Here is a 25018-nt window from a genome sequence, read left to right as displayed (position 1 = left end):
ATCCGCTATCCTTCAAAGGAATTCGTGACCCTTTCCTCGCGGTGCCTCATATGACCCTGCAAACCTGGTGGCTATTCGTTGTCACGGTATTTTTCATTTCAGCGACACCTGGCCCGAATATGATGCATGCGCTCAGTCGCAGTGTTCAGGTCGGCTTCAATCGCAGTATTGCCGCCATGGCGGGCTGTATTACCGCGTTGCTTCTCGCGCTCGTTCTGTCAGTGATTGGTATCGGCGCCGTTCTTGTGGCCATGCCTCGGCTGTTCAACATCATCCGTTATGCTGGCGCCGCCTATCTGGTCTATCTGGGGATCAAGGCCTGGCGTGCGAGTGATACGCCGGAGGTGCCAGATACGGAAACAGGAAAAGCCGCGCCCGTGAGCCGCTGGGTTCTGTACCGCACCGGGTTTCTGGTCGGTATCAGCAATCCCAAATTACTGCTTTTTGCGGCTGCTTTCTTCCCGCAATTCATTGATCATCATCAGCCTGTTCTGCCGCAATTCGGCATACTGGTTGTGACCTATCTTTTTTCGGACGGGTTGTGGCTCACCCTTTACGGACTGGGCGGCCAGTCGCTCTCGCGTTTTCTGTCACGCCGGCCGGTCAGACGGGCTTTCAATCGTCTGACCGCCATCGTGTTTGTCGCCTTCGGGATCGTGATCCTACGAGCGAAGGCCTGATTGCGCGGCACCATGATGAACGCTCAGCCCTGTCAGCGTCACCGCAATCTGGTCTGGCGTCGTGCCAATATCATTGATGGCGTGGGCGCCGGTGCGGAACATCACTGGGATTGCCATCGCCTGAGGTGACAGGCGGAATGTGCTGGGCGTTCCGTTGGCCGCTACTGTCATCATGCCGTCAGGGCGTGTGTGAAGCATGATATGGGCGGTGTGGGTGTCGTCCAGCGTGCCGAGCACAACGCCATTCTCTGGCGCATTGTCGACCTGGCCATGCAGCACCAGACGGTCGCCATCAACCAGAATGCGCAGGATCGGGGTCGCATCCTCATCGGCGGTCAGTTCGGCCAACACGACATTCCCGCTTTTGGGGAAACGATCGATATGAATCGTCGCATCAAGCATGGCTTCGGCGTCAGCCACACGCCAGGGACGGGATTCGGAAAACTCTGTCCGGGGCTGGCGTGCGTGATAGGCTGTTGGCTTGCGCGCTTCACTGCTCAGGGCAATGCCGCCCGGCGTCAGACGATACGGGGCATCGGCCTTGGGCTGCCCTAATGCAGTGGCGGGCAGGACCGACATGCTGAAGGCCTTTGTTTCACGCAGGTCAAAGCCGGTCGGATCAAAAACGGGCGCCGCATGGGCTGCCGCCACAAAGGAGGCAAGGGCGCAGGCCGGAAAAAGGAACAAGCCTTTCTTCATGACGGGTACTCCTGTTGGAATTCAGTCGCCATCGGGTGCGACGCAGGTCTCCAGAAACCGGGCCAACGCACGACCTCTATGGCTGGTCGCGTTCTTTTCTTCCGCCGAGAGTTCGGCAAAACTGCGGCAATCACCTTCGGGAATGAAAATCGGGTCGTAACCATGGCCGTGCGCGCCGCGTGGCGGCCAGCAGACCGCCCCTTCGCAACGGCCTTCGGCGTAGCGTGTCACACCATCCGGCCATGCAACGCAGAGCACAGCCACGAAGGAGGCCGAGCGATCGGCCGCGTCGTTCATTTCGTCATGAACGCGCTGCATGGCCACCTGCATGTCACCGCCCGGGCCGGCCCAGCGGGCTGAATAGACGCCGGGACGCCCTTCAAGGGCGCTGACGCAGAATCCGGAGTCATCAGACAGGGCAGGCAGCCCCGTCGCGCGCGCTGCAGCGAGTGCCTTGATGGCGGCATTGCCCTCAAAACTGTCAGCCGTCTCTTCCGGCTCGGGCAAAGAGAGTTCGGCTGCCGAGACGATCTCGATGCCGCTATCGGCCAGCAGAACCCGGAATTCAGCCAGCTTGCCCTTGTTGTGGCTGGCGAGCACAACGCGCTCGCCTCGCCTGAGAACCCGTTGGCCGGGCTCGGTCATGTCGGCAGGCGCCGCGCTGCTCACGCTGTTTTTCCGTTTGCAGCGCTGCTGTTTGTCACGCTCTCAAGCGCCTCGCGCTGGGCATCGAACAGGCGCGACGTGCCCAGCTTCGCAAGCGCCATCAGCGAGGCGAATTCGCTCTCGCTGAACGGTGCGTCTTCTGCGGTGCCCTGAATTTCGACAATGCCGCCTTCGCTGGTCAGAACGAAATTCGTATCGGCCTGAGCTGAGCTGTCTTCAATGTAATCGAGATCGAGCACAGCGCCGGCATCGGTCAGACCGCAGGAGACCGCAGCCACCTGCGCACGCAGGGGCGAGCGCTTGAGCACGCCAGCCTTGATCTGCTTGTCGAGAGCAATGGCAAGGGCCACCCAGGCCCCTGTAATGGCGGCGCAGCGCGTGCCACCATCGGCATTGAGCACGTCGCAATCGAGCGTGATGGTCATCTCGCCCAGGGCACGCAGGTCCACACAGGCGCGCAGGGCGCGGCCGATAAGGCGCTGGATTTCCTGCGTACGGCCCGACTGCTTGCCCTTGGCTGCTTCACGGTTGCCACGGGTATGCGTCGCGCGCGGCAGCATGCCGTATTCCGCGGTAATCCAGCCCTGGCCCTGACCACGCAGGAAAGGCGGCACGCGATTTTCGATCGAGGCTGCACAAAGAACCTCGGTGCCACCCACGCGGATCAGCACGGAGCCCTCGGCATGGCGGGCAAAGCCCGGCTCGATGGAAACGACGCGGTTCTCGTCGGCCTTGCGGCCTGAAGGGCGGGTGCTGGACATGGAGCGTTTTCCTCGTTTCAAGCGCAGAGATGCGGTCGGGTGCAGCTTTAGCGCCTGGGGCCCTGAATGACAAAGCCGAATGACAAGGCAGAACCATGCGGGTCAGGTCCGTCCGGGACCCTGCCGTTACCGCCATCACCGAAGGCAACGGGTAAGGCACGCGTCCTCCGACCAGGGGCAGATTGTCAGGATAACCGGGCACGGCGTCGTGCCCAGCCGACCCGCTCAGTCGATCAGTTCAACCGCATCCCCAAGTCGGATGGTCCCTGCGTGGCGGATGACCGCATTCTGGCCGAACATGACCCCACCGGGACGGTGGCGAAACCCGGTCATGGTCTTGAGAGGCTCGCGCGGAACAGGAATCGTCCCGCTCTCCTGGTCGATGGTGGTGACGATGCAGCGGCTGCAGGGTTTGACCAGGTCGAGTTCAACTGTACCGATCCGGATGGAGCGCCATTCATCCTCCGCCCAGGGCTGATCGGTCTCGATGACGATATTGGGCCTGAAACGCTCCATCGGTACGGGCTGATCTAGACGGGCGTTGAGGTCCTCGAGTGACGCTGTGTTGGTGACGAGCAGGGGAAACCCGTCTGCAAAGCTCACACTGCCGAAATCGGTCGGTCTGGCATGGGCCGGGTCGGCCATATGCACGAGCCTGCACGCTGTGCCGAGAATAGCGCTCAGCCATGCCGCTGCCTCGTCTCCTGCATCCCGTGCCGCAATGGCATGGTCCTTCCAGACGCTTACTGTGATTGCGGGTGCCTGAGGGGCAGGCGGATCGATCCTCAGCGCCGAGCCGTCGCTACCAGTGAGGTGAAGTGTCTCACCGTTCAGCGCCGTCAGGATACGTGCCATGGCCGGATGCTGACGCTGCGTCATGAAGCGGCCGTCTGGCGCGATCACGAGCCAGCGTCGGTCGCCACGCGGCCCCCAGGGGTCGAGTTCGAGTGCCGTCATATCAACCCGGTGCAGGCTTTTGACAGGATGGATATATAAGGCTGCAAGGCGGGTCATCGGCACGACTCCGAAGCGGATGGACAGGACACGTCGTGACAGGTCTAGTCGCTCGGGACAGTGACAGGAAGCCAGCGGGCGCGTCGGGAAAAGGGGCAGGGCATGATCGATCTTTCAAACCTGCCGGGTGGCATGGATGCCCGGTCGGCGAATGTGCTGCGCGAGATTGTCGAGCAATACATGGAGACGGGTGATCCCGTGGCCAGCAAGACGCTTGCCCAGCGCCTGACGCCCTCGCTCTCTCCCGCGACAATACGCAATGTCATGGCGGAACTGACCCAGGCCGGATTGCTGTTCAGCCCCCATGTCTCGGCGGGTCGCCTGCCCACCGAGAAAGGCGTGCGACTGTTCGTGGACGGCCTGTTGCAGTTCGGTGCGCTCGATGAACTGGAGCGCGCCCAGATTGCCGGGCGTCTGGCGCTCAAGGGGCGATCCATGCAGGAGACACTGGCTGAGGCCTCCTCCATGCTTTCAGGGCTTTCGGCCGCAGCCGGTCTGGTTCTGGCTCCCAAGGGCGATGGCGCCCTCAAGCATATCGAATTTGTCGCGCTCGGGCCGGGCAAGGCTCTGGTGATCCTTGTGGCCGCCGATGGTCAGGTCGAGAACCGCGTGATTGAAACGCCACCGGGTCTGCCGCCGTCAGCCCTTGTCGAGGCGGGCAATTATCTCAACTCCCTGCTTGGCGATGTAACACTGAGTGCCTTGCGCCAGCGCGTCTCGGAGAATTTACAGCAGAACCGCTCTGATCTGGATGTGCTGGCGACCAGCGTGATCGAGAGTGGTCTTGCGATGTGGGATGAGCAGCATGGCACGCTCTATCTGCGCGGGCAGGGCAATCTGCTGACCGACATCACCGAAATCGAGAAACTCACGACCATCCAGATGCTCTTTGAGCGTCTGGAAGCGCAGGAAACGATGCTGCGCCTGCTTCAGCTGGCGCAGGAATCGGATGGTGTACGGATCTATATCGGTGCCGAGAGCGGGTTTTTTGGCATGTCGGGCGTATCGATGGTCGTGGCACCGGCGCGCAACGAAACGAATCGCATTGTCGGCGCCATCGGGGTGATTGGCCCGACACGGCTCAACTATGGGCGGATCGTGCCTGTGGTGGATTACACGGCCCGTGTGATCGGTCGCCTCCTGAGCTGAGCTGGCAAGGTCTAACACTGCTGTGACATGTTTTTTAAGAATCACTCGCAATTTATCATTGAGAATTATTCTCAAACGCTGTTAGGGTCGCGCCGTTCTGAAGTGGAATGGCTGATGATCGTCTGTTCGTGTAACGCCCTGACCAATCATGATATCGCTGATGCCGTAAGCAGAGGGGCCTCGCGCGCGCGGGAGGTCTATGCCTCCAAGGGGTGCAAGGCCCAGTGCGGCAATTGCGTGCCCGGCGTGGTGTGCGCCCTACGTAGCCTGCTGCGCGAGAGAAAGGAGGCCGCGATGGCCTTCAACACGGTCGATCAGGGTGCTGGCAACGCCGCTTACGCCTGAGTGAGGGCGCCCGCACCGGGCTGCGCTGATGGGCCGTCATATCGGCAGGCTTGTCGATCTGCCTATAGGGGGCCGGACACACCCGACCGGCCATAAAAAAACCCGCCAGCCTGCGCTGACGGGTTTTTCTGTTTCCGGGGTCCTGTGCGGGCAAGCCCGGGGCAGGTGTGTCCGGTTCTGTCTTACTCGGCGGTCTGGTCGGGAGCCGGCGAGGAGTTCAGCGTGATGTAGCGCTGGATACCGACCTGCTTGATCAGATCGAACTGACGGTCGATGAAATCCTCATGCTCTTCTTCGTTGGCGAGGATACGGATCAGCAGATCACGTGACACGTAATCGCGCACGCTTTCGCAATAGGCGATACCTTCGCGCAGATCGGCCAGCGCCTTCTCTTCCAGCTTGAGATCGCAGGCTAGGATTTCCTCAACGCTTTCACCCACCAGGATCTGGTTCAGACGCTGCACGTTCGGCAGGCCACCCAGATACAGGATGCGCTCGATCAGCCAGTCGGCATGACGCATCTCTTCGATGGATTCGTCATATTCCTTCTTGCCCAGCTTGGTGACGCCCCAGTGATTCAGGGTGCGGGCATGAAGAAAATACTGGTTGATGGCCGTCAGCTCATTGGTGAGCTGGATGTTCAGATGCTCGATAACCTTCGGATCTTTAAGCATGGTTGGCTCCTTTTTCTGTCCTGCACGCAGAAGGGGCGCATGGCCACTCCCCGCAGGCTGTGTGACGCTGTTCAAGCATGGAAAAGAAGCGGGTGCAATAGAAATAACGTTGTTCAGTATTGAAGTATCGAAGTTGAGAATGACTCTCTCTATTGGTGCGGAGTCAGTAAATGTTGTTGCAATTTAATTGCAACAACGAAGTCACCTCAAATCATGGGTGCAAAATCAGGCCCCTGAACGCAAAACACCCCGCACAAGGCGGGGTGCAGCGGGACAGAATCCCATCAGATCGCGAGAGCCGTCGCCCGGGGGCACAACCGCCCGGGCGAACACTTTTTATCCGATCAATAGCGCTTGCGCGACGAGCCCTTGCCGTTGCCGACCGAGTTGCCCTTGCGGAATGAAGGGCGGTCGCCGCGATCACCCCTGTCACCACCACGCTCACCTCTGTCGCCACCGCGATCGCCGCCACGGTCACCACCGCGGAAGCCGCCCTTGCCGCGAGGAGCAAAGCCACCCTCACGCGGGCGGCGCGGGCCGCGCGGTGGGGCAGAGGGGCCAGTCGGGGCGGAAGCCGGCTCGATCTTGGCTTCATCCGCATCGGCACCGGCAACGCAGGAGCGGAAACGCTCGGCGCTGTCAGGGGCAATCTCGAAGAGTGTGTGATCCGTGTCGATATGGATCGCACCGATCTCGCTCTTGGTCACACCACCCAGGCGGCAGATGAGGGGGACAAGCCATTTCGGGTCGGCACGTTCGGTGCGACCAATGGCGAGGCTGAACCACTCACCGCCCATACGGTCCACCCGGCCTGTGAATTCGCGGGGTGCACGATCGTCGCGCATGCCACGGGCAGGGGCGTCAACGCTGACCGTACGGATCGACTCGACGCTCGGCAGGCGGCTCTTGTAGAGGCGCACGAGGGCCGTTGCGAGCTGATGCGCGTCATGCGCATTTGCCAGCTGCGATGCCAGGGCATCTTCATTGGCCTGCGACGGCGCGAAAAGCGTCTCGTCTTCCATCAGGCGCTTGGCGTCCTGCTCAAGGATGGCATCCGCCGAAGGGACGCTTTCCCACTCGGCATTGCTGATCTTGGCAAAGGAGAGCAGGCGCTCAGCCTTGCGACGCTGGCTGACAGGCACCATGACCACGCAGGTGCCCTTGCGGCCTGCACGGCCCGTACGGCCCGAACGGTGCAGCAATGTTGCTGCTTCGCTCGGCATATTGGCATGGATCACGAGTGAAAGTGCCGGAATGTCGATGCCACGTGCGGCCACGTCGGTTGCCACGCAAACGCGTGCCACACCCGAACGCACGGCTTCGATGGCGCGTGAACGCTCGTTCTGGCCCATTTCGCCGGAGATGGCGACCGAGGCAAAACCACGCTCGACCAGCGCTGCCTGCACCTGCGCGACCATGGCGCGGGTGTTGCAGAACAGCATGGCGGTCGGGCTCTCGTAATAACGCAGCACGTTGACGACACCGCGACCAATGTCATTCGGCGCTGTCAGCACGCATTTATACGTGATGTCATCATGCTGCTTGGACGTGGAGACCGTGTTGATGCGCTCGGCGTTCTTCTGGAAGCGGCGCGCCAGATTGGCGATTTCCTTGGCGATGGTCGCCGAGAAAAGCAGCGTGCGGCGTTCGACAGGCGCGGCATCCAGAAGCTGTTCCAGCTCGTCGCGAAAGCCCAGATCGAGCATCTCGTCGGCTTCGTCCAGCACGACCACGCGCAGATCGGACAAGTTCAGGGCACCGCGCGACAGATGATCGCACAGGCGGCCCGGCGTCCCCACAACGATATGGGCACCGTTCGACAGGTTGCGGGCTTCGCGACGGGCATCCGTGCCGCCAATGCAGCTGACGATACGCGCACCGGTCTCGGCATAAAGCCACTGAAGTTCGGTCTGCACCTGCAGGGCCAGTTCGCGCGTTGGGGCAACCACCAGAGCGAGCGGGCTGTTGGCAGGCGGAAGACGCTCACTGCCCTCGGGAATGAGGGTCGGGGCAAAGGCGAGACCGAAAGCAACCGTCTTGCCCGATCCTGTCTGTGCGGAAACGAGGAGATCCCGTGTCTCAAGGCCTGGCTGCAGAACGGCTTCCTGCACGGCGGTCGGTGTTTCATAACCGCGTGCCGCCAGAGCGCGGCTTAGAGACGGTACGGTATCGGGAAAGGGCATGCGGTTCGGACTCAATCAGGATCGTGCGAAGAGAGAACGCCGAGACAGGAATGCGCTGTTCGAGCATGGCTCGCGGCGTAAGGAAGGCGGTCAATAAAGAATATGCGAGCTGAAATCTAGGATTAAACGGCACCCGTGCTGAAAACGCTTCTGCGGGAACCTGACTCGGCACACTCCCAATATATGGGACATGCGCGCCAAATTGAAGCGATTGCTGCCACACAAACCGTTAAATTCGGGTAAGACGCCACGCATGATCGCCGCGTTCTTCTCTCGTCAAAAGGGTGCGTTTCTGCGCCTGCATGCGCAGCAATGGCCTTTGAAATGGCTTTTTGCCCCCAGCGGCAATGCGTTCGAATTCGCCTTGCGCAATACCATCGCCTCGCTCGTCGCGCTCGGAATCGCGTTCTGGATGGAACTGGGCGAACCGCAATGGGCCGCCATGACCGTATGGATCACGGCGCAGGGCTCACGTGGCGAGAGCCTCTCCAAGGGTCGGTGGCGTCTGGTCGGCACCGTGCTGGGCATGGCAGGCGCGGTGGGGCTGGTTTCGGCGTTTCCCCAGGCTCCGTGGCTGTTCATTCCTGCGCTGGCGCTCTGGGCCGGGCTCTGTACGGGGCTGGCGACGCTGTGCCAGAATTTCCGCGCCTATGCCTTTGTGCTGGCGGCCTATACCTGCGCCATTATCGCAACCGGCGCCCTGAACGCGCCCGATCATGTGTTTGAAATCGCCATGGCGCGCGGCACATATATTTTTCTGGGTGTCGTGTGCGAGATGGTGGCGGGGCTGGTCTTTTCGGCTTCTCTGGCGGTCAAGGCCAGACGTACCATGCGCGGCTGGCTGATCGAGGCCATAGGGGCCGCCTCAAAGGTCATCGGTGATGTGCTTGATGGCGCCCCGCCGCCCGAGGCGGCGATACGTGCCGTGTTCAGCCGAACGCTCAGTCTTAACGAGCAACTCGAATTTACCGTGGTTGAGGTCGGGCGCAGTGACCATGCAATCGCCTGCGCCTATGCCACAATCGGCATCCTGTCGCGACTCGTCTCGCGTGCGTTGGGGATGCAGGCGCGACTGTCCACACAGCTTGTCCTTTCCGAACGCGCCAGAGTGGGGCTAGCCGAGGTGGCGCGTTTTGTCCGCAACGTACCGGCAAGGCTGGACGATGCTGACACGCTTTTGGCGCAGCGTCGGGATCTCGAGGCGCTCGCTGCACGCTGCGACATCCTGCATGACGAAGCTGGCGCGACCGATCATCCGGGGGAAGGGTTCAACCCCGATGACGCGATCATCCTTCAGGGTATGCGCCTGATTCTGGAGGAATATCGCACGCTGCTGATCTATTTCGAGGCTCGCCCGACCGAAGCCACGACTCCCGCGCGGTATCGGCTGCGACGCGTGCTGCATTTTCATGCGGCATTCCATAACGCCATGCGGTCTGCCGCTGCCATCTGTCTGGCCGGACTGGTATGGGAGGTCACGGCCTGGCCACAGGGGGCAGCGTTTATCTCGTTCATCGCTGTGGTGGTGGGGCGGTTTGCCACCACCGATAATACCGTGCTCGTCAGCAACCGCTTCTTCTACGGTGCCTGTCTCGCCGCTCTGGCTTCCATCCTGCCGGTATTCTTTCTTATCCCAACCGGGACGGGGTTCGAGGCCCTTATCGTGGCTCTGGCCCCTTTGATGTTCATTGGTGGCCTTGCCGCACGCAACCCTGCCACTGCCACCGCAGCGGGGTCATATAATACCTTCCTGCCCGCGCTTATCGGTCTCGATAACCATATGCGCATGAACGAACTGACCTGGTTCAATGCCACGATCGCCCTGCTGCTCGGGCTTGGGGCAGGGGTGCTTGTGTTCCGTTGTATCCTGCCATTCAATATCTATCAGGTATGTGCCCTGTTGCGACGACGTGCCCTGCATGGATTGCAGCGTATCTGTGCGACGCCGCGGTTTCTGCCGGCCGAGAATCGCTGGATCGGGCTCATCACCCAAGGCATGGAACGTGTCATCCGTTATGCAGGCGCCTCGCTCACCCCGTTCATGGAACTCAACCTGCATGGTCTGCTCTCCACCATGACCCTCGGGCGTAACCTGCTTTTTCTGCGTGGTGTCGCGGCACGGCCTGCACTTCCTGCGGCACTGCGCGACATTCTTACGCAGTTCTTTACTGGGCTCGGTCCCCATTGGCTTCGTGGCCCCGGTGTCGAGGCGGCCGTGTTCACGTCGCGGATAGAAAGCGCCATCAGCGCCATTCACCAGCATGCGGCATCGGCGGACGACACGGAATGTCCGGCTTATGCCGAGGTGCTCGGGAGCCTGCTCGTGGTGCGGCACGAATGGCAGGGCAATCAGGACTGGCTGAATGACCGGCACTTCAGGCGCTGCCTGCAACTGGCCCGTGCGACCGGGCAGTAATCTGCGCCACAGGACCGGATTGCCCGGAGGGCATCAGATGGAATGTTAGTCGATCACAGCCAAATGATCGTTTCATAACGAATTTATGTTCCGATTCGGGTGTGAGAAGAGAATATAAATTCTCTCATGCGGGCCATTCCACCAGTCCCGTCACACTGAAAGGGTCGTCACGCCATGAAGATCGGTTTCGTTTCCGACAGTCTCGGCAAACTTTCTTTCGAAGCCATGCTGGATCAGGCCGTTGCGCTCGGCGTGTCGGGCGTGGAGGTCAATACGGGCGGGTGGTCACCGGCGCCGCATGTCGATCTCATGGAACTCAGGCAAAGCGCCGAAGCGCGTCGGCGTTTTGTGCGTGCTTTCGAGCAGCGCGATCTCGAAATTATCGCCCTGAACGTCAACGGCAACCCTCTCCACCCGGTGGATACGCGTCAGGGTCAGGATCTTGAGGAGACGATCCGGCTGGCGGGTGATCTTGGTATCGGCACGATCTGTACCATGTCAGGCCTGCCGGAAGGGCAGGAGGGGGACCGTTTGCCCAACTGGGTGGTGAGTTCATGGCCGCCCGAAGGTCAGGTTGCCAAGGAATGGCAACTGCGCGAGCGTTTGCTGCCCTATTGGGAACGTATCCTGCGTATGGCGCCTGATCACGGTATCACGCGCATCGCGCTCGAACTGCATGGCGGACAATGGGCCTATAACGTTCCCAATTTCCTGCGCCTGCGCGAAGCGCTCGACCCCATGATCGGGGCCAATCTCGACCCGTCGCACATGTTCTGGATGGGGGCTGACCCGATCGCCGCTATCGATGCGCTGGGTGACGCCATTTTCCATGTCCACGCCAAGGATGCCGGTTTCAATGAGGCGAGGCGGGGGGTGACATCGAATCTCGAAAACGGCCCGCTGGGTCTGCCTTCGGCACGTGCCTGGTCGTATCTCACGCTTGGCTATGGGCATGACACGCTATGGTGGCGTCAATTCTGCTATCGTCTGCGCATGGTGGGCTATGATGGCTGGCTGTCCATCGAGCATGAGGACCCATTGCTGGATGCAGTGGAAGGGCTTGAGAGATCAGTCGCCCTTCTGCGTGAGGTCATGCCAGTGGCCCTTGGCGGCTTTAATCAGATGGATATCTGAACGGTGACCCTTTTGGGCTTTACCCAAAGGCCGGCCTCGGACATGCGGTCGTCCGCAGCCAATCAGGCCGCGAGTTTCTTGCGGCCAATCACGGCATGGACGGTATCATTCCACGCCGTGAGGTCCTCGGGGGGCACGACCTCACCGGTGTCCAGATCACCAAAACCTGCCTTGTCGAGCAAGAGCGTGACAAGACGGGTGCGGTCGGCGGGCTCAAGAGCCTGCCACAGGGCCACGGCTTTCTGCGCGATGAAATTGTCGGAGAAGGTGATGATGAATGGCGCGCCGGGTCGCAGCACGCGGTTGACCTCCTCCAGCACGGCCAGCGGATTGGTCAGATAGGCAAACCCGTCGCACAGACACACGGCATCGAGCGTATCGTCAGGCAGGTCGAGTGCCGGTGTTTCGTTCAGATCCTGCTCGATCCGTCGTGTCAGGGCGATATTGGCCTCAAGGGCCTTGCCGTTCACATCCAGCCCAAGCACGGTTTCAAGCTGCGCCTCCGCAGGGAGGTGGCTCATCGTCCCGGCCATGAGGTCGAGTACGACACCCGTGGCAGGAAGCGCGGTTTGGTAAAGGGCCGTGACCGCGGTGCGGGCGCCCGCATCCATCTGCGTTGAATCGCCACGACCAGCATAAAAACTGCGGTCGGGGTCGTTATTGGCGCGGGTGAAGGCTGCCGGGTGCAGCCCTGACGGGGTATCAGTCATCGGACCAGTCCTGCCTGTCTCTGCTCTGGCGTGCTCGCAGCATTGCGAGGACCCGCGCAGGGATGACGCCATGACAGGCACACGTCAAGGCAGACAGTCTCTCTACGCGCGCTTCCCGCCAAGGCGATGTGAGGCCGGGTTCAGAGCGCTGCGCCATGCCATTCGAACGGACCATCGGAAATCCCGGCGATGCGGGCGTGACGGTCCACCGGTATGGCCTGTTGGCGCAGAAGCGGCTGCAGCGCCTCGCTCACTTCGCGATAGGGCGCACGGGATGGCGGCGCCGTGAGGATGACATCAAACAGCCCAAGCTTGCGATAGTCATTAAGGCGCTGCGCGACTTCCTGTGCGGTACCTACGAGCGCCGAGGCAGCCACCTGCGAAGGGAGTCCCTGATCGATCAGGGTTTCGGTTTCGTCCCAGGCCTCTTCCGTGCTGTCCTTGAGCACGATGTCCAGTGCTACTACGGAGCGGGCCGGGTGGTCGACAATCTGCGATGGCAGGCAGTGCTCGTAGAGCGCCATGGTTTCAGCCACGCTACCATCGGGCCTCAGCCGTTCAATGCCGCCAGGGCCCTGGCGCAGCAGATTATGCTGCGCGGCGTGACCACGCATCCAGTCGATCATGTCATCTCGAACGAGCAGGCTGCATCCGGTGGGCAGTTGTGTCAGGCATTTTTCAAGCGCCTCCCGGCTCATATCAAGGCACGACCAGATGAGACGGACATGGCGTGCAATGGCGGGGGTGTCGTAGGAGGCGATGAACATGGGTCTGTTATCCTGCACCGCAACGGGCGATGCGTCGGCTTTGAAAATTTACGTCAAGAAACCGGAGGTTTCCCGTGCCGTGGCGGCCCGGACCCACTATAACTGCCCGTATGATGATCCGGTTCCATAAGATGCAGGGCCTCGGCAATGACTTCGTCATTATCGACAGGCGCCACGAGCGTTTCGACGCCACATTACATACCATGTCCAAGCTCTGTGACCGTCGCTTTGGCGTCGGGTGTGACCAGCTTGTGCTGCTCGATGCGCCAGATCGCGATGGAGCCGATATCCGGGTACGTTTCTACAATCCTGATGGATCCGAAGCAGGGGCGTGCGGCAATGCCTCACGCTGTGTCGCTGCCCTCATTGGCAATGCGCCGGTATTACAGACAAGTGCGGGATTGCTGCCGAGCTTCATCACGCCTGAGGGTGAAATCGGGGTGGATATGGGTGTGCCCGCGCTGGACTGGCAGCGTATCCCCCTGTCACAGGCGATGGATACCGTCGAACTGCCCCTGCCGGGCAGCCCTGCGGCCTGCTCGATGGGTAATCCGCATGCGACCTTCTTTGACGGGATGGACCGTGCGGACCGCGAGGGCGCCGCGCTGGAGCGCGATGCGCTCTTTCCGGAACGCGCCAATATCGGCTGCGCCGAGATTGTCTCCCGTGATTTCATTCGGCTGCGCGTCTGGGAGCGCGGCGCCGGACTGACACTGGCCTGCGGGTCCGGAGCCTGTGCTGCCGTGGTCAATGGTGTGCGTCGCGGCCTTCTGGACCGCGAGTGCCGGGTGGAAATGGATGGCGGTGCGCTGCGTATCCATTGGCGCGAGGCAGACGGTCATGTCCTCATGATCGGCCCGGCGACCCATGTTTTCGAGGGGCTCTATCCCCTCGGGACGCATGACGGATGAGCGGTGCCCGTCTCCTGACCTTCGGCTGCCGCCTCAACCTGCATGAAAGCGAGCGTATGCAGGCCCTGACCGGCCATTTGCCGGATGTCGTGGTGGTCAATACCTGCGCGGTGACGACAAGCGCTGAACGTCAGGCGCGTCAGGCCATCAGGCGTGCCCATCGTGATGACCCCGGCAAGCGTATTGTGGTCACGGGCTGCGCGGTCCAGATCGCGCCGCAGGACTGGGCCAGCCTGCCCGGCGTGTCGCATGTGATGGGCAATACCGAAAAGCTCGAGGCGGCTAGCTGGACGGAGACCTCCTTGAAGCAGCAGGGGGCTGTTGCTGATATCATGCAGGCCGCACCCGCTCCCGCCTCGCCCGTGGTCGAAACGGGCGGGCATGTGCGTGCCCTGCTTCAGGTGCAGCAGGGCTGCGACCATCGCTGCACATTCTGCATTATCCCGTATGGGCGCGGCCGCTCGCGTTCGGTGCCCACCCGGGACGTGATCGCCCGCGCCCGGGCGCTGGTGGAGGCGGGCCATCATGAAATCGTTCTGACGGGTGTCGATATCGCCTCCTGGGGGCGGGACCTCGATGGCACGCCTGCACTGGGCACGCTTTGCCGTGACGTGCTGTCAGCCGTGCCGGAATTGCCCCGACTGCGCCTGTCCTCGCTCGATCCGGCCTCCGTCGATGCCGATCTGTGGTATCTGCTGGCCGAGGAGCCCCGTTTTCTGCCGCATCTGCATCTCTCGTTACAGGCAGCGAGCGATATGGTGCTCAAGCGCATGAAGCGCCGCCATTCGGTGCAGGATGCCGCCAATCTGATCGCGCAGGTGCGGCGCCTGCGCCCCGATATCGCGATCGGGGCCGATTTGATTGCCGGCTTTCCGACTGAAACCGAGGCCCAGGCGCAGGAGACGCTCGATTTTGTCGTGCGTCATGAACTGCCCTATCTGCACGTCTTTCCCTATAGCGAGCGCCCAGGCACCCCGGCGGCCCGTATGCCCAGCGTCCCCAATGCAAAACGTCAGGCGCGTGCGGCGGCTCTGCGTGCGGCAGGCGAGGCCAATCGGCAGGCCTATTGGCGCGGTATGATGGGGCGCCCTCTCGATGTTCTGATGGAGGGTGCAACCAAGGGCCACTCGGCCCATTTCGTGCCGGTGCGTCTGTCTCGCGGGCAGGCAGTTCGTGGCACACGCCTTACCCTTGTCGCCCGAACCCTTGACGAAGCAGGGCTGGTAGCAGAGATCAACTGACATGGCCGGATTTTTCTCACGTCTGAAACAGGGGCTGACGCGTTCGACGCAGAAGCTGAATGCTGCTCTCACCCATCGCTATCTCGACGAGACAGCGCTGGAGGAACTCGAGGACGAGCTGATTGCAGCCGATCTCGGCCCCGCAGTGGCCGGGCGTGTGATCGAGGAATTCCGCACGTCGCGTTTTGGCCGCAATGTCACGACCGAGGAAATTCAGGAGGCTCTGGCCACCGAAATCGCCCGCGTGCTCGAACCCGTGGCCCAGCCCTTCGAGCTCAAGACCGAGCACAAGCCGCATGTCGTGCTCGTGGTGGGCGTCAATGGCGTGGGCAAGACCACGACCATCGGCAAGATGGCCAAATGGTTCCGGGATCAGGGGCGCTCGGTCATGATGGTGGCGGGTGACACGTTCCGCGCCGCTGCTGTCGAGCAGTTGCAGGTCTGGGGTGAACGTACTGGCGCGCCTGTCATTGCGGGCAAGCCGGGTGGGGATGCCGCAGGCCTCGCCTATGAAGGCATCAAACAGGCGCGTGAATCAGGAACCGACCTGCTGTTCGTCGACACGGCCGGGCGTCTGCACAACAAGGGCGCGCTGATGGAAGAGCTCGCCAAGATCATCCGCGTCATGAGGAAGTTCGACGAAACCGCTCCCCATTCAGTGTTGCTGGTGCTCGATGCCACGACTGGACAGAATGCAATGGAACAGGTGCGTGTTTTCCGTGAACTCGTGAATGTAACGGGTCTGATCGTGACCAAGCTCGATGGCTCCGCACGGGGGGGTATCGTTGTCGCACTGGCTGACGCCTTCAAGCTTCCGGTGCATCTGGTGGGCGTGGGTGAGCAGGTCGAGGATCTGCGTCCCTTCTCGGCTCAGGAATATGCGCGTGGTCTCGTGGGCGGGAGCGGTGCCGATCTGACCAGCCATCTGATCGACGAAGTTCAGGATTGAGCCAGTAATCTGGCTTATCCATGCGTGGCCTGTGATGGCTACGCCACCGACACCATGCCGGCATGACTTTTCGTAGGTGAGGGCCTGTATCGGCCATCACGCGCCTGAGCAGGCGTCTGTTGCGCAACGCTGACAGCCGTGCAGTCCCGCACCTGACACAGCCGGATTCCGGGGGCGGGGGCACTGCCGGTCCGGAGGCGAGTCACGCCTCATGCCAGATGTCGTTCTCATGCTGAAATGAGCGCCTGGGATGATCATTTTTTGCGAGGCCTCCCTCCATAACGTGTCATTTGCGCAACGAAAAACCGGACACCAATGGGGTGATTAACGGTATGATAACGAAATAAGGCTGATTCAATTAATTTTTAAAGTTCGATACAAAACAGAAATATTTCGTCGCACGCGTCCGGTTCTCGTTATGCCAGCGTTACGTTTCAGATGAATTACGTTACGTGTGGAGCGTGTGACCTATGGCGTTGAGCCTGCGCAGATCTTTCCTTTTGACGTTTACGGCAGTGGCCGGACTATCTACCTCGGCAGCCATGGCGGCCACGGTGCCGATGGATGCAACCGCCACCAAGAAAAAGACCCTGGTCAAGACCAAACAGGCCACGCCCAAATCAGAAACGATCATGGTAACAGGATCGTATCTGCGCAGCTCGAACAACAGCTCGGCCAACCCCGTCCAGATCGTGACTGCCAAGCAGATCCAGCAGACTTCGGCTGTTTCGCTGGGTGACTATCTTCAGCGCCTCCCCTCGGTCGGCTCATCGGGTACGCCCAACCAGCAGACCAATGGCGGTGGTGGTGTGAGCTGCACCGATATCCGCAATTTCGGCTCCAAGCGTGTGCTCATCCTGATTGACGGCAAGCGCACGGCAATTAACGCGGCCACATCCTGTGTCGATCTGAACACGATCCCCATCGAGGAAATCGCCAGCGTCGAAATGCTCAAGGATGGCGGCTCCGAGCTTTACGGTGCGGATGCCGTCTCCGGCGTGATCAACATCAAGCTGCGTCATGACGTCACCAAGGCGACCATCACCATGCGTGGCGGGATCTCGCAATACGGCGATGCCAAGACGGGCCTGCTTTCCGCCATGAAGGGTTTCAACTTCGATCACGGCAAGGGCAACGTCACCCTTTTCGGCCAGTATAATACATCTGGCGGAATCATGAGCCAGGACCGCGCCTGGGCGGCCAACCCGCAGCAGAGCAACCCGGTGACCGGCACGCCACTTTATGGCTCGTCCATCATTCCGGCTGGCCGTGTGACCGACCCGCGCACAGGGGCCAATCTGGTTTCGAATGGGGATGGCACCTTTCACCGGTACAGCAATGCCGATCGGTATAATTTTGCCAAAGACACGATGGTGCAGAATTATAACCAGAATTCAGCCCTGTCCGGCGATGCCCATTACGATGTGGACAGCCATTTCAAGCCCTACGCCAACGTGCGGTACAGCCACACGACAACGGCACGGCAGATGGCTGCAGCCCCGGTTTCCGGTGGCATCAAGCCGTCTCCGTTGCTGTCGTCCTGGACCATCCCGGCAGGCAGCCCCTATAATATCTGGGGACGTGACGCGATCATGTCGCGCCGTATGAACGATCTCGGTCCGCGCAAGATGGATTATGCGACCGATACCTGGACCGTTATCGGTGGCGCCAAGGGCAAGATCTGGCGTGGCTGGGAATATGATGCGTCCATGACATACGGCCAGAGCCGCTGGACCGCCAACACGCAGAACATGGGCAATTATCGTCATCTGCTGCAGATGACCGGTGTGCGTCAGCTCGACCCCACCAATCCGGGCAGCAAGATTGTGTATGACCCGACCGTCTGCACCAGCCAGCCGGGCTGCGTCTTGTCCAACCCACTCGCGCCGCTTTCACCCGAGGCTGCTGCCTATGGCAAGTTCACGCAGCATGATCATGCCGAATATCAGCTGCGCGACTTCAACCTGCGCATCAATAACAGCAGCGTCGTCAAGATGCCCTACGAGCATGGCGGCAATGTCGGTATCGCTTTTGGCATGGAGCATCGCAGCGAGCAGCTGAGCAGCAAGCCCGACCCGATCGTTGTGAGCGGTGATTCCACGGGCAATGCCTCAAGCTATAGCGGCGGTGGCTTCAATGTGAATGAAGTCTATGCCGAAGGTCAGATTCCGCTGCTTCAGAACGCATTTCTTGCCAAGGATCTGACCATTGACGGTCAGGGCCGCTGGTCAGACTACAACACCTTCGGATCGACCAAGAACTGGAAGGTCTCGATCAACTGGGCCCCGGTGCGCGATATCCGCTTCCGTGCGACACTCGGAACGTCCTATCGCCAGCCCAACGTCTACGAGCTATATGGCGGTCAGAGCCTCGGCTATCCGTCGGCATACGATCCCTGCAGTGCCGTTTCCAGCTACGGCGTACAGGCCGCCGCTGTCCAGGCCCGCTGCGCAAGCGAGGGGATCAATACGGCGACTTTCGTTCCGCAGAACACGGGGCAGGTTCCGACGGTTTCCGGCGGCAACGCCAAGCTGCAGCCTGAGAGTGGTCGTACCTATACGGTCGGCACGGTTGTCACGCCGCGCTGGGTACCGGGTCTCTCCGCCTCGGTCACGTATTGGCATTATTCGCTCAACAACACGATCAGTACGCTGGGCACGCAGTATATTCTCGACCAGTGCTATACCGGTGCGGATACCAGCAATTGCGGCGCTATCGCTGCGCGCTCTTCCTCGCAGCAGCTGACTTCGGTCAACGCGTTCTATCAGAATCTGGGCGGAATCCGCACCAGCGGCATTGATTTCGACCTCGACTATCATGTGCGTCTGACGCCCCATGACAGCCTCACCGTGTCGAACAACATGCAGCAGCTTGTCAGCTATCTGCAGCAGAACGTGCCGAATGGTAAGTGGTACAACTACACCGGTCGTCTGTTCTACACTGGGGGAAGCGGCCAGCCACGCGTAAGCGATTATGCCCAGGCGACCTGGCAGCATGACGATTTCAGCTTCACCTACATGATGCGCTATATCGGCGGCATGGTGTGGAGTAACGGTGTGACCGATCTGACGGCCAAGACAGCCGGACAGTACAAGACGCCCGGTATCTTCACACATGACATCACGCTGGGTTATCGCCTCAACCGTTGGAACTTCCAGGCAGGCGTCAGCAACCTGCTCGACAAGAAGCCGCCCTTCGTCATGGATGCGGCCACCAACACCAATATCTATCAGTATGGCAGCCTCATTGTTGGCCGCTATGCCTTCCTGCAGGCTGGCGTCAGCTTCTGATCCAGCCCAGTTACCGGGCGGGCCATGCCTGATGCATGGCCTGACCTGAGCAGGCTTCGAGACCTGTATTCCCGTTATCCGGCCTGTTCGTTACAGGTCGGGGGCGGCGGAAGAAAAACCTGGAACGATCAGCACTGATCACGGTTTGGTGATATACTGAACCCTTCCTCGTCTTCCTGCCCGGTTACCATGCGTCGCCCTCATGCTCTTCGCCGTCTCTGGCGGTCATCGCTTCCTGTTGTTCTCCCCGGCATCATGCTGCTTGGCGCAGGGGTAAACCCATGCCGCGCGCAGCGGGCGGAGGGAGCACAATCGGCGGGCGGTTTCGCTCCCGGAGCGCGTGCCTCGGCCTCGGCCAATGGCACGCTCGATAGCGTCGTTGGCAATCGGCCCTCTCCCGTCAAGGCAGAGGTCGGACTGAATGGCGAGACCTATCGCGTCACCCCTGCCGGCGCATTGATCGGGCCTGACGGACAGGCCGTGTCCGGCGGCTGCCCGGCGCCCGACAGCGTGGCATCAGGCCAGTTCGTTGCAGGAGGTGCGCCATCTGAACCGGCCCTTAGGGGGAGTGCCGGCGCAGGGATCGGTGCCCGCAAGGACGAGGCTGTCATGATTGGTGTGACGGATCAGGCCGCCCCCCTTAAAACAGCTCGTGACGAAAACGAACGCGCAGGGAATAGCGGGATACGTCCGCAGGCCACCATGAACGCCTCTTTTGGCCCCGCAGGCGTGTATGTGCTGCCCGAGCCATGCCGTCATCATGGCGCGGGTAAGGCGGCCATGATTCATGATGCTGCGGCTTCGCTCGCTTCAGCCGGAGGCAATGTGTTTGCTCTGGCGGGTAATCGCGATGGAATGCGACAGGCCAATCATGCCGTTGCCTTGCCCGATGGCGATGTGCTGCTGACGACAGAGCGCCCCGACCATGCAGAGCCGCGCCTTGCACCGATTGCAACGGACGACCGGGTTGCCGCATCCACCCCGCAGGAAGTTAGACCATGAAGGGGCTGCGCAAGCGAGCTTTGGGTCATTCGGGACAGAAGAGGGCAGGATGCACGCCCTTCACGGTCAGACTCCTCAGGGCCGGTGCTCTCTGCTGCGCCGCCATCGGTATGGCCAATTCCCCCTTGGCGCAGGCTCAGACGGTCTTTCATTCCGGCGCAACCAGCCGCAGCGCAAATCTTCCGGATCTGTCAGCGCCTGCGAGCAGAACCCACGATCTCGCGCCCGTTGCCTTGCAGTCGGACCGCCTGGTGCTGCCCCAGCTTCGTGCACTCATCATCCAGCCTGCAGGGCGTATCAGCGAACAGGACGGGCGCTCCTCCCTGACCACTACCGGGCTCGATATTCTCCGCTCTCCTGATTTCACAGCCATCATGACGCCGTTCATCGGGCAGGCTCTGCGCTTCGGGCAGATGCAGGCGCTTATCGATGCCGTGGTCGGGTATTATCGCGCCAGGGGTCATGCCTTCGTGACGGTCAGCGTACCGCCCCAGAAGATCCATCAGGGCATCTTGCATATCGATGTGCTCGAATATCGCATCGGTGCGATACGGGTTGTCGGCAATCGCTGGTTTTCCGACCGCACCATCCGCAACCAAAGCGGGCTCCGAACAGGTCAGACACTTTCGCTGGACAGCCTCCAGACCGATCTGAGCTGGGTCAACAGCAACCCGTTCCGGACCATTGATATGGTCTATCGCCCCGGTGCCGCGCCGGGTTTGACGGATGTCGACCTGAAGGTTGCCGATCGCCTGCCGCTCTATGTTTACGGGGCCTACAACAACCAGCTCGATCCCACGCTGGGCCGCGTGAACTGGGATCTTGGCATATCATGGGGCAACGCCTTCAATCTGGGGCATATCCTTACCTATCAGTTGCAGCGCAGTGTCTCGGGGCGTTTCACGGGGCATAACGGCAGCTGGGAAATTCCGTTGACTTCCCGCGATGCCCTGCTGGTTTTCGGGAGTTATTCGGTCTCTTATCCGGTGGCCGATCAGCCCCTTACCAATAAGGGTATTTCAGGTCAGGCATCTCTGCGCTGGCAGCATATGTTGCCCCATATCGCCCTTGGTACGTTGTTCGGCCTCGATGGCACGACACAGCTTGGTTTTGACTGGAAATCGACCATCTCGGACCAGTTTAGCGCGGCTGTGCCACTCATTCTGGCCAATGCCGAGACCAACCAGTTTGTCGCCGGATTCATGGGATCGCTACAGGACCCTCTGGGCAAGACCGAGATCAACAACCAGATCGTTTACGGGCCGCCCGGTATTTCAGCCTATAACAAGAGGGGCTGGTATGAGACGATCTTCCCCAACGCCAAACCGAATTACGTCTATGACCGCCTGACCCTGAAGCGCGCCTTATCGCTCCCCTGGGGGTTCAAGGCCAATACGCGTGCCGCGTGGCAGGGCGCGACCCATAACCTGCTATATAGTGAGCAGCTGATGATTGGCGGCATGGGCACGGTGCGTGGCTATTACGTCAACACGTCCTTCGGCAGTCGTGGCCTGATGTTCAGCGAGGAGATCAATACCAAGGGCTTCTCGCTTGGCAAATGGACGGGGCTCAGCGCGTTGGAAGACACCAATACGCTCGGCGCGTTCTGGGACTGGGGCGATAATTCGCAGGTTCATCCGGCCGGTATCGGGCCGCGTGTGGTAACGCTTTCCAGCATCGGGGCCGATCTGAACAGCAAGATCAATCGGCATCTCAACATGACGGTCGACGCAGGCTGGCGTCTGCGCCGCGCAGCCAGTCGCGGCGATCGGGGCGTGTTCTGCGATTTCAATCTGGTGGCAGGGTTCTGATTGAGACGGAAGTACCGATCAGATCATTCAAAAGTAATGATCAAAGTGTCCTAAGGTAATATACTTTCGTATAGAGAGGGCATACCAAAGAGGTCATTTTATCGAAAGCATATTGTCATTAGAGAATTCCCGAACAGGGAAAATCTCGACATGAGCCATGATATGCATCACCTGAAAACCGCTTATTCCTGGGGGAATCGGATCGTTTTGCCGCGTCAGGCGGCCTGCATGGCCGGCCTGATGCTTCCCCTCATCCTGCCCTGCGAGACAGCTCTGGCCGCTGAAGGGGCCGCGAGGGCAAAAGCCGCATCCGAGGCGGAAAACCCTGCTGGTGCAGCGTCCAAATCCGCAGAGTGGAAAAAAGGCCGGAAGGCTTTTCGGGCTAAAGGGGGGAGCCATAAGATTGCAGCAAATACGGCGACTCCTCAGACCGAGACCATCAGCGTGGCCAGAGATGTCCACCGCGCGGCTCAGCCCAATATGACCGTGCTCACCCCAGCTGACTGGCGCAATACGCTGAGTGGTTCCAATCCGCTCGCTCTCCTCGCCCAGACGCCCGGTGTTTCCTATACGTCATCAGATTCCTACGGCCTCGACGAATCCGATGCGAGCCTGTTTCTGCGTGGGTTTCATATGAATGAACTCGGCATTCTCTTTGAGGGCATTCCGCTGAATGATTCGAGTTTCGGGACGCTGAGCGGCACAAATGTGCTCAATATCAGTGTCCCTGATACGATCGGTTCCATTGTCGTGTCTCCCGGTACCTCACGCGAGAGTACTTTTTCGAGCAGCAATAATGGCGGCGAAATCCGCTACATGCTCATGGCGCCCACAGAAACACACAGCCTTGCCGTCAACCAGGCCGTAGGGAGCAACAACACCCTTGTCACGACGCTCGTAGGGCAATCCGGTACGCTTGGCACGTCGGGACCGCGTGTGCTCGCCGGCTTCCAGCGTATCAGCAAGGATAAATATCAGGGGCAGGGCTCGCAGAACATGCTGCGCGGCAATATCAAGGCTGTGCAGGATGTCGCCTGGGGTGATCTGACTGCCTTTTTCTCGGCCTCGCAGGCGCAGGTCTGGGGCTATAACAACGTGTCCCACGATATGCTGGACAAGCTAGGCTGGCGCGGTGCGGATTTCACCTATCCGAATTATGAGGCAGCTTACGATATGGCGCGCCCTGAAAATGCCGAGGCGCAATGCGGCCCCTATAGCTGTGCGGAGCGTGCCGCCCTGACCCCGTATGACAGCGGTCAGGTCTCGCAGGATTTCATAGGGTCTCTGGCCCATCGCTTCCGGATCGGAAGTCGCCTTCATGGCAAGGCGCTCTTCTACGGGGCAAGCACGTATACCGACGCCAGCGTTTCAGACCCGACAACCCCTTCCGAAACTGGCGCTCCGTTTTCAGAGCAGGTCTGGCATTCTGCGGTCCAGCGCTTCGGCGGCAGTCTCACCCTCGACTACCGGATCGGGCATCATCTTCTTTCTGCAGGACTCTGGCAGGAGACATCACGCTCGGTTGCCGATCAGTCCTGGTATAACGAGCCGCTCCTGGGGAGTGGGGCACCACTCCGGGCTATCGGACCGTTTGATCGCTACGGACCCGCCTTTCAGACACAAAATCTCTCCCGTTGGCACACATCTTCGCGCCAGATCTTTTTGCATGACGACTGGAAGCTCACGCCTTCCCTGCTCCTGGGGCTAGGGTTCAAGGCAATAGATGTGCATTCCTCGGGCGGTGGTGTTGGGGATGATGGCGCCCCGCGAGGAAATCTGCGCTCGCAAAACGGCTTCCTGCCGCATCTCTCCCTGCTCTGGACGCTGTCGCCCCGTCAGGATCTGTTCATCGACGCCGCCCAGACCCAGAGCGGCTATCGCATGTCGCCTCGCGGCAATATCGGCTATTCCGCCTCGATCTGGTCCGCTTCGGATCAGGCAAGTTTCGATGAGGCCCTGTCGCGTATCGCTCCTGAAAAGGACATGACAGTCACGATCGGCGGACACAGGAAAGAGGGACGCTTCAGATTGTCATGGGATGGGTACTTCTCGCTTGTCGAAAACCGGCTTGTTTCGGCGTCGATCGGCACGTTGCACAGCCCGGTCAACACCGTCGGGATCGTGCGGGCATCGCATATCTGGGGGGGAGATGTCGCGGCCAGCCTGCCTCTGGGACCGTATCTGACACTCAGCCAGTCACTTTCGGTCAGTCGCTTCCGCTACGGTGGCGATCTGGTCGCCGGAGGTGAAATCTTCCCGATTAGGGGAAAGGCCCAGCCGGGTTACCCGGCCCTGTCTCTGCAAAGCTCGGCCTTTGTGCATGTCGGACAGGTCGAGGCCGGTGCGACGAGTATAGTCTATCTCGACCGTCCTTTCTCGTACACCAACGACATCATGGGGCCGAATTACTGGAATACCACGGCCTATATTGCGTGGAAACGCCCTGGTCATGCAGGCTGGCCGCCGCTCGACATGCGTCTTGATATCTATAATTTGCTCAACAGCAAGATGATCGGCAACCTCAACGTGGATGGCGCCCCGTTCTCCGGAGATTATCAGACCATGCAGCGCTCGGCGCCGAGACAACTCGTTTTCAGCCTGGGTACGAGGTTCTGA

At 60.6% G+C, this 25018-nt stretch carries 20 protein-coding genes; 12 read left to right on the top strand and 8 right to left on the bottom strand.

The features are described from left to right. Positions 1-50: 50 nt before the first annotated feature. Positions 51-680, top strand: coding sequence for a LysE family translocator (locus Asbog_RS12250; protein WP_023979372.1), 630 nt, complete (start codon positions 51-53; stop codon positions 678-680). Here the strand turns inward: Asbog_RS12250 and Asbog_RS12245 are convergent. From Asbog_RS12245 to Asbog_RS12230, 4 genes are all read right to left on the bottom strand, one after another. After that, positions 663-1379, bottom strand: coding sequence for a hypothetical protein (locus Asbog_RS12245; protein ID WP_062165342.1), 717 nt, complete (start codon positions 1377-1379; stop codon positions 663-665). The genes Asbog_RS12250 and Asbog_RS12245 overlap by 18 nt on opposite strands. Before the next feature lie 21 nt (positions 1380-1400). Continuing rightward, positions 1401-2024, bottom strand: coding sequence for an RdgB/HAM1 family non-canonical purine NTP pyrophosphatase (rdgB, locus tag Asbog_RS12240; RefSeq protein WP_062165987.1), 624 nt, complete (start codon positions 2022-2024; stop codon positions 1401-1403). 20 nt (positions 2025-2044) lie between these two features. Further along, positions 2045-2806 carry a ribonuclease PH gene (rph, locus tag Asbog_RS12235; RefSeq protein ID WP_062165341.1) on the bottom strand — a complete coding sequence of 254 codons (762 nt, stop codon included), beginning with the start codon at positions 2804-2806 and terminating at the stop codon, positions 2045-2047. A 225-nt stretch (positions 2807-3031) separates the two neighbouring features. Then, complete coding sequence (locus tag Asbog_RS12230) at positions 3032-3820, bottom strand: MOSC domain-containing protein (protein WP_062165340.1); 789 nt, start codon at positions 3818-3820, stop codon at positions 3032-3034. Between the two features lie 102 nt (positions 3821-3922). On the opposite strand from Asbog_RS12230, the gene hrcA reads away from it, so the two are divergent. Next, on the top strand, positions 3923-4969 hold the full coding sequence (gene hrcA, locus Asbog_RS12225) for a heat-inducible transcriptional repressor HrcA (protein WP_035444483.1): 1047 nt from the start codon (positions 3923-3925) through the stop codon (positions 4967-4969). Positions 4970-5083: 114 nt separating this feature from the next. Further along, the gene (locus Asbog_RS12220) at positions 5084-5314 is read left to right on the top strand and encodes a (2Fe-2S)-binding protein (protein WP_062165985.1); all 231 of its coding nucleotides are present in this window, start codon (positions 5084-5086) and stop codon (positions 5312-5314) included. Positions 5315-5496: 182 nt separating this feature from the next. On the opposite strand, the gene bfr is transcribed toward Asbog_RS12220, so the two are convergent. Next, positions 5497-5988 (bottom strand): bacterioferritin, encoded by a 492-nt coding sequence (gene bfr, locus Asbog_RS12215; protein WP_023979379.1) that lies wholly within the window; start codon positions 5986-5988, stop codon positions 5497-5499. A 344-nt stretch (positions 5989-6332) separates the two neighbouring features. Continuing rightward, the gene (locus Asbog_RS12210; RefSeq protein ID WP_062165339.1) at positions 6333-8171 is read right to left on the bottom strand and encodes a DEAD/DEAH box helicase; all 1839 of its coding nucleotides are present in this window, start codon (positions 8169-8171) and stop codon (positions 6333-6335) included. A 253-nt stretch (positions 8172-8424) separates the two neighbouring features. On the opposite strand from Asbog_RS12210, the gene Asbog_RS12205 reads away from it, so the two are divergent. Both Asbog_RS12205 and Asbog_RS12200 read left to right on the top strand, forming a co-directional pair. Continuing rightward, entirely contained in the window at positions 8425-10587 is a 2163-nt protein-coding gene (locus tag Asbog_RS12205) for an FUSC family protein (RefSeq protein WP_062165338.1), read from the top strand. A 174-nt stretch (positions 10588-10761) separates the two neighbouring features. Next, positions 10762-11721 (top strand): sugar phosphate isomerase/epimerase family protein, encoded by a 960-nt coding sequence (locus Asbog_RS12200; protein ID WP_062165337.1) that lies wholly within the window; start codon positions 10762-10764, stop codon positions 11719-11721. A 62-nt stretch (positions 11722-11783) separates the two neighbouring features. Here the strand turns inward: Asbog_RS12200 and Asbog_RS12195 are convergent, their stop codons facing one another. Beyond that, positions 11784-12431: a class I SAM-dependent methyltransferase gene (locus tag Asbog_RS12195; RefSeq protein ID WP_062165336.1), complete on the bottom strand. Its 648-nt coding sequence runs from the start codon at positions 12429-12431 to the stop codon at positions 11784-11786. A gap of 140 nt (positions 12432-12571) precedes the next feature. After that, positions 12572-13198, bottom strand: coding sequence for a hypothetical protein (locus tag Asbog_RS12190; RefSeq protein ID WP_062165335.1), 627 nt, complete (start codon positions 13196-13198; stop codon positions 12572-12574). Between the two features lie 110 nt (positions 13199-13308). Here Asbog_RS12190 and dapF point away from each other — a divergent pair, with 110 nt between their 5' ends. The 7 genes from dapF to Asbog_RS12155 all read left to right on the top strand — a co-directional run bounded on the left by dapF (position 13309) and on the right by Asbog_RS12155 (position 25018). After that, positions 13309-14109, top strand: coding sequence for a diaminopimelate epimerase (gene dapF / locus Asbog_RS12185; RefSeq protein WP_062165334.1), 801 nt, complete (start codon positions 13309-13311; stop codon positions 14107-14109). Next, a complete protein-coding gene (mtaB, locus tag Asbog_RS12180) occupies positions 14106-15350 on the top strand; it encodes a tRNA (N(6)-L-threonylcarbamoyladenosine(37)-C(2))-methylthiotransferase MtaB (RefSeq protein WP_062165333.1) in 1245 nt (414 codons plus the stop codon). Before dapF ends, mtaB begins: the two co-directional genes overlap by 4 nt. Position 15351: 1 nt before the next feature. After that, a complete protein-coding gene (gene ftsY / locus Asbog_RS12175) occupies positions 15352-16299 on the top strand; it encodes a signal recognition particle-docking protein FtsY (RefSeq protein WP_023979386.1) in 948 nt (315 codons plus the stop codon). A 560-nt stretch (positions 16300-16859) separates the two neighbouring features. Beyond that, the gene (locus Asbog_RS12170) at positions 16860-19589 is read left to right on the top strand and encodes a TonB-dependent receptor domain-containing protein (protein ID WP_062165983.1); all 2730 of its coding nucleotides are present in this window, start codon (positions 16860-16862) and stop codon (positions 19587-19589) included. Between the two features lie 189 nt (positions 19590-19778). Further along, a complete protein-coding gene (locus Asbog_RS12165; protein ID WP_062165332.1) occupies positions 19779-20591 on the top strand; it encodes a hypothetical protein in 813 nt (270 codons plus the stop codon). Continuing rightward, entirely contained in the window at positions 20588-22402 is a 1815-nt protein-coding gene (locus tag Asbog_RS12160) for a ShlB/FhaC/HecB family hemolysin secretion/activation protein (RefSeq protein WP_062165331.1), read from the top strand. Before Asbog_RS12165 ends, Asbog_RS12160 begins: the two co-directional genes overlap by 4 nt. Before the next feature lie 150 nt (positions 22403-22552). Further along, positions 22553-25018 carry a TonB-dependent receptor gene (locus tag Asbog_RS12155; protein ID WP_083510871.1) on the top strand — a complete coding sequence of 822 codons (2466 nt, stop codon included), beginning with the start codon at positions 22553-22555 and terminating at the stop codon, positions 25016-25018.

This window comes from Asaia bogorensis NBRC 16594 (assembly GCF_001547995.1).
GTDB lineage: Bacteria > Pseudomonadota > Alphaproteobacteria > Acetobacterales > Acetobacteraceae > Asaia > Asaia bogorensis.
The sequence above is the reverse complement of the archived record's forward strand: the minus strand, read 5'-3'. Positions and strand labels throughout refer to the sequence as shown.

What these genes read in the sequence shown, in the direction of transcription:
- Asbog_RS12250 (WP_023979372.1), top strand. Translation starts at nt 51, where the DNA reads ATGACCCTGCAAACCTGGTGGCTATTCGTTGTCACGGTATTTTTCATT.
- Asbog_RS12245 (WP_062165342.1), bottom strand. Translation starts at nt 1,379, where the DNA reads ATGAAGAAAGGCTTGTTCCTTTTTCCGGCCTGCGCCCTTGCCTCCTTT.
- rdgB (WP_062165987.1), bottom strand. Translation starts at nt 2,024, where the DNA reads ATGACCGAGCCCGGCCAACGGGTTCTCAGGCGAGGCGAGCGCGTTGTG.
- rph (WP_062165341.1), bottom strand. Translation starts at nt 2,806, where the DNA reads ATGTCCAGCACCCGCCCTTCAGGCCGCAAGGCCGACGAGAACCGCGTC.
- Asbog_RS12230 (WP_062165340.1), bottom strand. Translation starts at nt 3,820, where the DNA reads ATGACCCGCCTTGCAGCCTTATATATCCATCCTGTCAAAAGCCTGCAC.
- hrcA (WP_035444483.1), top strand. Translation starts at nt 3,923, where the DNA reads ATGATCGATCTTTCAAACCTGCCGGGTGGCATGGATGCCCGGTCGGCG.
- Asbog_RS12220 (WP_062165985.1), top strand. Translation starts at nt 5,084, where the DNA reads ATGATCGTCTGTTCGTGTAACGCCCTGACCAATCATGATATCGCTGAT.
- bfr (WP_023979379.1), bottom strand. Translation starts at nt 5,988, where the DNA reads ATGCTTAAAGATCCGAAGGTTATCGAGCATCTGAACATCCAGCTCACC.
- Asbog_RS12210 (WP_062165339.1), bottom strand. Translation starts at nt 8,171, where the DNA reads ATGCCCTTTCCCGATACCGTACCGTCTCTAAGCCGCGCTCTGGCGGCA.
- Asbog_RS12205 (WP_062165338.1), top strand. Translation starts at nt 8,425, where the DNA reads ATGATCGCCGCGTTCTTCTCTCGTCAAAAGGGTGCGTTTCTGCGCCTG.
- Asbog_RS12200 (WP_062165337.1), top strand. Translation starts at nt 10,762, where the DNA reads ATGAAGATCGGTTTCGTTTCCGACAGTCTCGGCAAACTTTCTTTCGAA.
- Asbog_RS12195 (WP_062165336.1), bottom strand. Translation starts at nt 12,431, where the DNA reads ATGACTGATACCCCGTCAGGGCTGCACCCGGCAGCCTTCACCCGCGCC.
- Asbog_RS12190 (WP_062165335.1), bottom strand. Translation starts at nt 13,198, where the DNA reads ATGTTCATCGCCTCCTACGACACCCCCGCCATTGCACGCCATGTCCGT.
- dapF (WP_062165334.1), top strand. Translation starts at nt 13,309, where the DNA reads ATGATGATCCGGTTCCATAAGATGCAGGGCCTCGGCAATGACTTCGTC.
- mtaB (WP_062165333.1), top strand. Translation starts at nt 14,106, where the DNA reads ATGAGCGGTGCCCGTCTCCTGACCTTCGGCTGCCGCCTCAACCTGCAT.
- ftsY (WP_023979386.1), top strand. Translation starts at nt 15,352, where the DNA reads ATGGCCGGATTTTTCTCACGTCTGAAACAGGGGCTGACGCGTTCGACG.
- Asbog_RS12170 (WP_062165983.1), top strand. Translation starts at nt 16,860, where the DNA reads ATGGATGCAACCGCCACCAAGAAAAAGACCCTGGTCAAGACCAAACAG.
- Asbog_RS12165 (WP_062165332.1), top strand. Translation starts at nt 19,779, where the DNA reads ATGCGTCGCCCTCATGCTCTTCGCCGTCTCTGGCGGTCATCGCTTCCT.
- Asbog_RS12160 (WP_062165331.1), top strand. Translation starts at nt 20,588, where the DNA reads ATGAAGGGGCTGCGCAAGCGAGCTTTGGGTCATTCGGGACAGAAGAGG.
- Asbog_RS12155 (WP_083510871.1), top strand. Translation starts at nt 22,553, where the DNA reads ATGAGCCATGATATGCATCACCTGAAAACCGCTTATTCCTGGGGGAAT.